At 31.1% G+C, this 9,103-nt stretch carries 11 protein-coding genes; 6 read left to right on the top strand and 5 right to left on the bottom strand.

What is annotated here, in order from left to right:
- The 4 genes from AMN70_RS01680 to AMN70_RS01695 all read left to right on the top strand — a co-directional run.
- Positions 1 to 460 (top strand): GNAT family N-acetyltransferase (locus tag AMN70_RS01680; protein WP_102133133.1); only part of this gene is annotated, 460 nt, incomplete at its 5' end.
- A gap of 117 nt (positions 461 to 577) precedes the next feature.
- The gene (locus AMN70_RS01685) at positions 578 to 784 is read left to right on the top strand and encodes a cold-shock protein (protein WP_008545539.1); all 207 of its coding nucleotides are present in this window, start codon (positions 578 to 580) and stop codon (positions 782 to 784) included.
- A gap of 107 nt (positions 785 to 891) precedes the next feature.
- Positions 892 to 1,641: an aspartate/glutamate racemase family protein gene (locus tag AMN70_RS01690; protein ID WP_075501287.1), complete on the top strand. Its 750-nt coding sequence runs from the start codon at positions 892 to 894 to the stop codon at positions 1,639 to 1,641.
- Positions 1,641 to 2,051: a hypothetical protein gene (locus AMN70_RS01695; RefSeq protein WP_075501288.1), complete on the top strand. Its 411-nt coding sequence runs from the start codon at positions 1,641 to 1,643 to the stop codon at positions 2,049 to 2,051. The genes AMN70_RS01690 and AMN70_RS01695 overlap by 1 nt, the downstream gene beginning before the upstream one ends.
- On the opposite strand, the gene AMN70_RS05615 is transcribed toward AMN70_RS01695, so the two are convergent.
- Positions 2,041 to 2,355 carry a hypothetical protein gene (locus AMN70_RS05615; RefSeq protein WP_143323398.1) on the bottom strand — a complete coding sequence of 105 codons (315 nt, stop codon included), beginning with the start codon at positions 2,353 to 2,355 and terminating at the stop codon, positions 2,041 to 2,043. The two genes, AMN70_RS01695 and AMN70_RS05615, sit on opposite strands and share 11 nt — an antisense overlap.
- A 164-nt stretch (positions 2,356 to 2,519) precedes the next feature.
- Between AMN70_RS05615 and AMN70_RS01700 the strand changes: the two genes are divergently transcribed.
- Positions 2,520 to 3,368 (top strand): DMT family transporter, encoded by an 849-nt coding sequence (locus AMN70_RS01700; RefSeq protein WP_075501289.1) that lies wholly within the window; start codon positions 2,520 to 2,522, stop codon positions 3,366 to 3,368.
- 2 nt (positions 3,369 to 3,370) lie between these two features.
- Here AMN70_RS01700 and AMN70_RS01705 read toward each other — a convergent pair whose 3' ends face one another.
- The 4 genes from AMN70_RS01705 to AMN70_RS01720 are packed head-to-tail and all read right to left on the bottom strand — an operon-like array spanning position 3,371 to position 8,477.
- Complete coding sequence (locus tag AMN70_RS01705) at positions 3,371 to 3,958, bottom strand: aminomethyltransferase family protein (RefSeq protein WP_075501290.1); 588 nt, start codon at positions 3,956 to 3,958, stop codon at positions 3,371 to 3,373.
- A complete protein-coding gene (locus tag AMN70_RS01710; RefSeq protein WP_075501291.1) occupies positions 3,955 to 6,951 on the bottom strand; it encodes a sarcosine oxidase subunit alpha family protein in 2,997 nt (998 codons plus the stop codon). Before AMN70_RS01710 ends, AMN70_RS01705 begins: the two co-directional genes overlap by 4 nt.
- A complete protein-coding gene (locus tag AMN70_RS01715; protein ID WP_075501292.1) occupies positions 6,948 to 7,220 on the bottom strand; it encodes a sarcosine oxidase subunit delta in 273 nt (90 codons plus the stop codon). Before AMN70_RS01715 ends, AMN70_RS01710 begins: the two co-directional genes overlap by 4 nt.
- Positions 7,221 to 8,477, bottom strand: a complete 1,257-nt coding sequence (locus AMN70_RS01720) for a sarcosine oxidase subunit beta family protein (protein ID WP_075501293.1) — start codon at positions 8,475 to 8,477, stop codon at positions 7,221 to 7,223. It abuts the gene before it with no gap.
- Positions 8,478 to 8,599: 122 nt separating this feature from the next.
- Between AMN70_RS01720 and AMN70_RS01725 the strand changes: the two genes are divergently transcribed.
- Positions 8,600 to 9,103: formate--tetrahydrofolate ligase (locus AMN70_RS01725; RefSeq protein ID WP_143323399.1), on the top strand; the 504-nt coding region annotated here is incomplete at its 3' end.

The following is a 9,103-nucleotide window of genomic DNA, read 5'->3' on the forward strand; positions in this document are numbered from 1 at the left end:
ATCAATAGAGGATAATTTTGATCATCCTGAAGTTAATCAACTTCTAAAGAAACATTTTATTGAGTTGAGAGATGCATCGCCAGAGGGTAGTGCTCATGTATTAGATATACCTGGACTAAAAGTATCTTCAATAAAGTTTTGGAGTTTATGGTATGATAATCAATTGATGGGTTGTGGAGCTTTGAAGTTTCTAGAAAACAACCATGGAGAATTTAAATCAATTAGGGTTCATGATAATTTTAGAGGTAAAGGATTTGGAATAAAAATTGTAAATCACTTGATTGAAGAGGCAAAAAAATTAGAAATTAAAAGAATAAGCATTGAAACTGGTGCTGGTGACTTTTTTGCCCCTGCAAGAAAGTTATTTGATAAATGCGGGTTCAAACCTTGCGCACCATTTGCCCACTATAAAGATGATACTAACTCTCTTTATTTATCAAAGCTAATAGACAACAGTTGACTATAAAAAACAAATAATCAATCAAATTTGTTGACAAATCTAAAAATTTTATAAACAAAGCGCTAATTACTTAATTATAAGTAATAAATTAATATAACTAAAAGTAAGAAGATAAATATGAGTCTACAAGGAAAAGTTAAATGGTTCAATCCAACCAAAGGTTTTGGTTTTATTGAAAGAGAAGATAAAGAAAAAGATGTGTTTGTACATGTTTCAGCAGTAAGAGATGCTGGTATGAACGGTTTAGATGAGGGTCAAGCTTTGACTTTCGATGTTGAAGATGGTCCTAAAGGTCCTTCAGCAGTTAACTTAAAAACTGCATAATTTTCACATAAATTAATTGGCTATAGATTTAATTTATTTTTAAATTAAGAATTAATTTATTTTTATAGCCAATGAACTATTCTACTAGTGAAATTTAAAAAATTATTATGATTGGTATTTTAGGTGGAATGGGAACTCAAGCAGGTCTTGATTTTTGTAATAAGCTTGCAATTCTATACAGAGGAAAGATCGATCAGGATTATCCGTTGTTTTTACTTTACAACAAATCAAATATACCAGGGAGACCTGAGTCAATAGGTATTCATACAGGAAAGCTATCAAGAAAAATAAGTAATAAAAAAAATAAACAAAAATATTTATCAGTTTTAAAAAGTTTAATTTATGGTTGTGATCTTTTAAAAAAAAGTAATTGTAAATTTATAGTCATACCCTGTAATACAGCTCATTATTGGTACGATGACTTAAAAAAGAAAGTTAACTTACCAATAATAAACATGCCTAAAGAGGTTTTTATGTACGCAAAAAAAAGATGTAGAAAAAATTCATCAATTGGTTTGCTTGCTACAGAAGGAACTCTAAAAACAGGTGTCTATAACAAGTTTTTTGATAAAAATTACAATTTAGTTTTTCCAAATAATTCTATTCAAATTAAGTCTGTCAATAAAGCTATTAAACTAGTAAAGATGGGAAAAGTAAAATTAGCAAATAAAGCAATTAAGCCAGCGATAAATTATTTAATCAAAAAAAGATGTAAAAAAATTATTCTTGGATGTACAGAACTTCCAATTGCTATATTCGCTTACAAACCATTCAAGACGATTAAATCGTCAAAAATATTTTTAGACCCAAATTTGATTTTAGCTAATTCTGCTATGAAGAAATATAACAATAGATAATGTCATCTAAAGAAAAGCCTTATGTCATACTTGTTGCAGAAGCAATTTACTCAAAAGTTTGTGAGATAAAGAAAAAAAATCCTGAAATTTCAAACATTAATGCAATAGAAAATTTTATTGGATCAACAACCTATAATGAAATAAGTAGTGGAAAATTTCATGATGAATTAATTGAAAAGGTATCAAAAAAAAAAATACCTGCAGAGACACTTAGATTACTTCATATTCAAAAAGATTTATCTGTAAAGCAATTAATTCAATTTCCTGAATTATATTATGCAAAGAGCCACTATCCTCTTGAAATTTCTCAGAGAGCCTTTGATCATTTATGGAGAATGTGTGAGAGTTATGAATTATGGTGTAAAGAAAGCAAACAGAAACATTTAATTTATTTAAAAATTATCGATTGATATTTTGAAGGTCTAGTTTTGCTCTTGTAAGTTTTATTCTTTTTTCAACTAGTTGCATAAGTTCTTTATTAAGATTTTTTTTTTCATTATTTTCTTCAATTTTATCTTTAACAAAAGTTAAAGAATTTTTTCCCGTCGTATCTTCGATTGTTTTATTAATCATGTATTGGGCTCCAGCTTTGTATATATTACCAGAGGCAATAGCTGTAACACTTGGTCCGAGTATAGAAAAAACAGGCAAAAATCCTGTCAAAAAGAAAAACGAAATTAAAATCGTAATTATTTTGATAAATCTAAATTTCATCTCAAAATTATTTTTTTGTTAATCATAAACATGCCGAATCTTATACATTTCGTTATACAACTCAAGATAGAATTAGTTATTTTACTTAAAAGCTTTATTTTCATGGACAAATTTAACTAAATTTGAGACTCAAATGTAAGCTGAATTTATTTATAAAACCTAAAATGATCAGAATTTATCCTTTTATTTTCATTCTTCTTTGGTCTTCTGCTTTTATTACCACAAAGCCAATCGTCGATTATAGTGATCCTTTTGCAGCTTTAGCATTTAGATTTTTTTTTGTAGCAATAGGATTTTATTTATTTTCTGTTTACTCACGCAATTCGGTAATAATAAAAAAAAAAAATCTTATAGAGTCTATTTTAAGTGGAGTTTTATTCCATGGATTTTATTTAGGAGGTGTTTTTTTTTCTATTTCAATTGGAATGCCAGCGGGTATAGCTGCCTTAATTGTAACCTTGCAACCAATCTTAACTAATTTACTTAGCGGCCCTATATTGAATGAGAAGGTTTCAATTAAACAATGGATTGGTGCTTTCTTAGGATTTATTGGAGCAGCTTTAGTTTTAGGTATAGATTTAGGTTCAAAAATACCTTTCTTGGGTTTGATAGCAACTATAATCGCTTTAATTGCAATTACAACATCCACTATATGGCAAAAAAAATTAAGCAACAACCTTCCTTTATCAGTCAGTAATTTTTATCAGGCTATAGGCGGTTGTTTTTTTCATCTGTTAATAGTTATATTTTTCACAAAGGCATTTATAGACTTTACACCTACTTTTTTAATTGCAATGAGTCATCAAATATTTTTAGTTTCCTTCGGGGCTTTTACAATCTTAATGTTTTTGATTAAAAGAAACTCAGCAAGTAAAACTGTTTCAATATTTTTTTTAATACCCGCTATCTCAGCTTTTATGGGATGGTTTTTTCTAAATGAAATATTAACTAAAGTAGATCTAATTGGTTTTTTAATAGCAACAATTGGTGTTTATATTGCAACAAGAAAATAAACCTATAACGCTTTATATCCAAACTCTAAACAAGAGTCTGTTACAGAGTGATATAAAGACTCACCAAAACTTCTAAGAGTAAACAACCTCACTTTATTTGGATTATCATCTATCATATCAACTGTAAAAGCTATCCCATTAAAGATAGAATTTATCGAATTATTTTTTTTCAATATATTGAAATTAAAAGGACACCCTTTTTTTAAAACTTCTTTTACAAAGTGCCCTTCTATTTCAATTATAGCTCTCGAATTTGATAAATCGGTTATAGCAAAATCTTTATCTGAAAACTTCTCTGATATAATATTAATTAAATCTTTTTTTCTTGATACTAAAAGCCAGTTCTTGGGACCGTTCCATAAAACTCTCGTTTCATTATTAGATATAACGGTCAATGGTTCATTTTTAAGTTTTAATCCATCTATATCAATACTATCAAATGAAACTGTGGAATTTTTATACTGAAATATTTGAACAATTAATAAATCTTTATTCTCAGATATTTTTAAAAGGTTATTTTCATTTTTATCCTCATAGTCTCCAAATTCACCTAGTGTATGAATATTTGCCAGAGGTGAAATTGTACTCATGATCTAACCCTCTCACCTTTAGGATCTACATAGTGCGATGAAACTATTTCTACCGGAATTACCTTATTTTTAAGTGGTGACATAACATACAATTTTTCGCCAATCATGTTTTTACCATCTTTTAATATTGCTAAAGAAAATGGATTATCATATTCAACGCTCCAGCATGATGCTGATATGTGACCCAATTTCGGATTTGGTAATGGTGCATTAGCATCTTTAACCAAGTGAGAACCCTCTGGTATACTTGTCTTTTTATCTAAAGGAACAACTCCTACAACTCGTTGTCTATCTTCAGTAACAAATGCTTTTTTTTGTAAAGATCTCTTTCCAATAAAATCTTTCTTTTTGCTTACCAGTCCTTCTAAACCATTATCATATGGTATTGTTCTGCCATCTAGTTCTGAGCCAGCAACATGACCCATTTCTATTCTTAATGTCGAAAGTGCTTCAGTGCCGTATGGTTGAATTCGAAATTCCTCGCCTACTTCTATTATTTTTTCCCACATAAAGTTTCCATTATCAGACTCAACATTAATCTCATAAGCAAGCTCTCCTGAAAATGAAATCCTGAAAATTCTAGCTTTTACTCCAAATAAATCTCCCTCTGCGTAACCCATGAACGGTAGCCCTTCATTTGAAACATCTAAATTTGGAAATAGTTTTTGCAATACATTTCTTGATTTAGGTCCAGCTATCGCAGCACCTGCCCATTGTTCAGTAGTCGAAACTACATTCACATTCAGTTCTGGCCATACTAATTGTAGATAGTACTCTAAATGAGATAAAACGTTTGCGGCTTGAGCTGTAGTTGTTGTCATATGATAATGATTTTCTGAAATTCTTGTGGTTGTACCGTCATCCATAACAATTCCATCCTCCCTTAACATTACACCATACCTAGCTTTACCAACAGGTAACTTAAGCCAAGCATTCGTATAAACTCTATTTAATAATTCAGCTGCATCGGGACCTTTAACATCTATTTTTCCTAAAGTTGTTACATCACAAACTCCTACATTTGTCCTTACATTTTTTGCTTCTCTTTTAGATGCTTCGAATAAATTTTCATTTCCTATTTTGTAATATCTAGGTCTTAACCAAACTCCTGCATCTACAAAAATAGCGTTATTTTTTTCATGCCATGAATGCATTGGTGATTTTCTAGTTGGCTTAGAATGTTTTCCAACCTCTCTTCCAACGATTGCTCCAATTGAGACCGGTGTATATGGTGGTCTAAAAGTAGTGTGACCGACTGATGGAACAACCTTATTTTCAATTTCAGACACAAGTTGTAAACCATTTAAATTACTTGTTTTACCTTGGTCGGTTGCCATACCGAGAGTAGTATATCTTTTTACATGTTCAATTGATCTATATCCTTCTCTTAAAGCTATTTCTATATCAGATACAGCTACATCATTTTGAAAATCTAAAAATCTTTTATAATTTTTTCCTTTAGGCAATGGAACACACCAAAACTTATCATGCTGAGAAGATTTTTTTTCAACAATATTTGGTATAGAAATTTTGTTATCAGTTTTAGTAATTTTTTTAGATAACTCACTTCCAGCTTCCATTGAAGTTTTTAAAGTTTCTTCTAATGAAAATATTCCATTAGCAGCCCCTAAAGTGGTCTCGTTTTGTTTTGATTGTCCAGGCACAAATGCATCAATTTCTTCTTTAAATTTAGTTTTATTTCCTGATTGTGAGGCCAAATGAATTGTTGGAGTCCAAAATCCTGAAACGCATATACAGTCACATTTTATGTTTTCTATTTTACCAAGTTTTTTTTTATCTTCTGAAATACTTGCAACATCCGCTGACTTAACTTTTTTGTAACCTTGGGCCGCAACAACAACATATGAAAGTTTTATATTTATTCCAAGGTTCTTTGCCTCATCGATTATTTCTGAAGAAGGATTTTTTCTAGAGTCTAAAATAACTGGATCAATACCATTTTTTTTAAACTCGATTGCTGTCTCGTATCCACTATCATTATTTGTAAATACTAATGGTTTTTTTCCAACTAACACTCCATAAACTTTCAAATATTCTTTTGCTGCTGACGACAACATGACTCCTGGTGTATCATTATTACCAAAAACTATTGGTCTTTCTATTGACCCTGAAGATATTAAGACTTCTTTTGCCCTTATATACCAAAGTCTTTTATTAGGATGATATTTTTTTGTTTTTGGTAAATGATCGCTAACTTTTTCAGACATTACGAGCATATTATGATCATAGTAACCAAAAATTTGAGATCTATTTTTTACGATAACATTTGGCATCTCTTTAAGTTCTGAGATAATTCCCTCTGACCAATCTTTTCCTGACTGATTGCCAATGTTTACATCACTTGTAAGTAGTGTTCCACCGAACCTGGGTTTATCTTCTGCTAAAATAACTTTAGCACCATTTTTTGCTGCAGCATAAGCGCTAGCTAGTCCTGATGGTCCAGATCCAGCAATTAGTAAATCACAATATTCATACTTATGTTCATATCTCTCTTTATCGTGTTTAGTTGAAGCTACACCTAAACCAGCAGCTTTTCTTATAAACGGTTCATAAACTCTATACCAAAAACTTTTTGGCCACATAAATGTTTTGTAATAAAATCCTGCTGGTAAAAAAATTCTTAAAAAATTATTAATTGCACCAATATCAAAATTTACACTAGGCCAGCAATTAACACTTTTTGCCTCTAAACCCTCAAAAAGTTCTTGCTCAGTTGCTTTAATATTTGGCTCTGTTTCACCATTTCTATAAAGTTGAACTACTGCATATGGTTCGTCAACACCTGCACCAAAAAAACCTCTAGGCCTATGATATTTAAAGCTTCTACCAACTAAATGAACTCCATTTGCTAATAAAGCTGATGCCAATGTATCACCCTCATAACCAAAATAGGATTTACCATTAAACTTAAATGATAATTTTTTATCTTTATTAATTAGTCCACCATTTTCAATTCTAAAATTTTGAGTCACTTGGCAAATTCCTCGTCAGCCTTAAAAGTTCTAAATATTTCATGAGTTGCAGTATCTCGCTCAACTTTAATCCATTGTCTACATCCAAAGATATGTTGCCAAAGTTCTAAATGTTTCCCTCTCAAACTTTTTCTATTGTAAACAAAATCATCCCACTCTTTATCAGAAACTTCTTTTTCTAATAACGGTCTTATAACACTTGCATCTCCACCATAAGAAAATTCATTTTGAGATCTCATTCCACAGTGCGGACAATTAATATAAAGCATTTATGAGATCCAAGTTTTAGTCCCAAGTCCTTTTTCATCAAGTAAGTGACCTGTATTAAATCTATCTAAACTATATCCTGCATTCAATTCATGAACCCTATCCTGTGCAATAGTGTGAGCGAATGTCCAGCCAGATGCAGGCGTTGCTTTAAATCCACCATAACACCAACCACAATTTAAATATAAACCTTCAATATGAGTTTTATCAATTATAGGTGAACCATCCATAGACATATCCATTATTCCACCCCAAGTTCTAAGCATTTTTAGTTTACTGAGAAAAGGCATCATTGCTATTCCTTCTGTTAAAACATGTTGTAAAGTTGGCAAGTTACCTCTTTGAGCATAGCTGTTATATCCATCTAAATCACCACCCATTACCATTTCACCTTTATCTGATTGACTTATATAAAAATGTCCAGCACCAAAAGTAACAACTCTATCCAAAACTGGTTTCACTGGTTCAGATACACATGCTTGTAAAAGATGTGTTTCTATTGGTAATCTCATATTCAGCTTTTCTGCTAGGATGTTTGTGCTACCTGCAACACATAATCCAATTTTTTTTGCTTTAATGTCTCCACGTGAAGTTCTTACACCTTTTATTTTTCCACCTGAAACATCAAATCCAACGACTTCACAATTTTGAATTATATCGACTCCCATTGAATCTGCTTGACGTGCATAACCCCAAGCTACGGCATCATGTCTAGCTGTGCCTGCACTAGGTTGCATTAACCCACCAAATATTGGAAATCTCACATTCTCAGAAAAATCTGCCATTGGAATAATTTCTTTAACCTGTTCCCTGTTTAAAAGAACAGCGTCAATTCCATTTAACCGCATCGAATTTCCTCTTCTAGCATAAACATTCATTTGGGCATCAGAGTGAGCAAGATTTATTATTCCTCTTGGAGAGAACATAACGTTGTAGTTTAAATCCTGGCTCATCTTTCTCCATAGGTCCATTCCAAATTCACTGAACAATGCATTGTCATCATGCATATAATTTGATCTAATTATTGTAGTGTTACGACCCACATTTCCTCCACCAATCCATCCTTTTTCTATAATTGCAACATTTGTAATATTGTGTTCTTTTGCTAGGTAATATGCAGTTGCTAAGCCGTGACCTCCACCACCAATAATTACCACATCATACTCTTTTTTAGGTGTTGGGTCCTTCCAAGCTAAATCCCAATTCTCATGATTAGAGAGAGCATTTTTAATTAAGTTAAAAACTGAATATTTTTGCATAATAGAATTTTATAATAATCAGTATAAATAGTTCGTATTTTTTTTATATATAATTTTTAGATATTTCCAAAGCCTTTAAAAAGAGATACTAATCTTCAATCTTAAATTAAAAAAGACTATTGATGAGTGAAGTAAAATCAGACATTCAAATAGCAAGAGAAGCTAAAATGCAACCGATTAAAGATATTTTAGCAAAGATTAATGTACCAGATGAAAGTTCAGCTTTTAGTCCAATGGGACGCCATATAGCAAAAATTAATTTAAACTATTTAGATAGTTTGAAAGACAAAAAAGATGGAAAATTAGTTTTAGTTACCGCCATAACCCCAACTCCAGCAGGTGAGGGAAAAACTACCACATCTGTAGGACTTAATGATGGATTAAATAAAATTGGAAAAAAATCTATAGTATGTTTAAGAGAACCAAGTCTTGGTCCATCTTTTGGATTAAAAGGAGGTGCTGCTGGAGGAGGTTATGCTCAAGTAGTTCCTATGGAACAAATCAATTTACATTTTACTGGAGATTTTCATGCAATAACTTCTGCTCATAATTTATTATCCGCTCTTATTGATAATCATATTTATTGGGGTAATAAACTAAACATCGATGTAAGAAGAGTTTCTTGG

The sequence above is a fragment of the Candidatus Pelagibacter communis genome, assembly GCF_001179925.1.
Lineage (GTDB): Bacteria > Pseudomonadota > Alphaproteobacteria > Pelagibacterales > Pelagibacteraceae > Pelagibacter > Pelagibacter ubique_E.

What these genes read in the sequence shown, in the direction of transcription:
- AMN70_RS01715 (WP_075501292.1), bottom strand. Translation starts at nt 7,220, where the DNA reads ATGCTTTATATTAATTGTCCGCACTGTGGAATGAGATCTCAAAATGAA.
- AMN70_RS01690 (WP_075501287.1), top strand. Translation starts at nt 892, where the DNA reads ATGATTGGTATTTTAGGTGGAATGGGAACTCAAGCAGGTCTTGATTTT.
- AMN70_RS01700 (WP_075501289.1), top strand. Translation starts at nt 2,520, where the DNA reads ATGATCAGAATTTATCCTTTTATTTTCATTCTTCTTTGGTCTTCTGCT.
- AMN70_RS01720 (WP_075501293.1), bottom strand. Translation starts at nt 8,477, where the DNA reads ATGCAAAAATATTCAGTTTTTAACTTAATTAAAAATGCTCTCTCTAAT.
- AMN70_RS01695 (WP_075501288.1), top strand. Translation starts at nt 1,641, where the DNA reads ATGTCATCTAAAGAAAAGCCTTATGTCATACTTGTTGCAGAAGCAATT.
- AMN70_RS05615 (WP_143323398.1), bottom strand. Translation starts at nt 2,355, where the DNA reads ATGAAATTTAGATTTATCAAAATAATTACGATTTTAATTTCGTTTTTC.
- AMN70_RS01685 (WP_008545539.1), top strand. Translation starts at nt 578, where the DNA reads ATGAGTCTACAAGGAAAAGTTAAATGGTTCAATCCAACCAAAGGTTTT.
- AMN70_RS01705 (WP_075501290.1), bottom strand. Translation starts at nt 3,958, where the DNA reads ATGAGTACAATTTCACCTCTGGCAAATATTCATACACTAGGTGAATTT.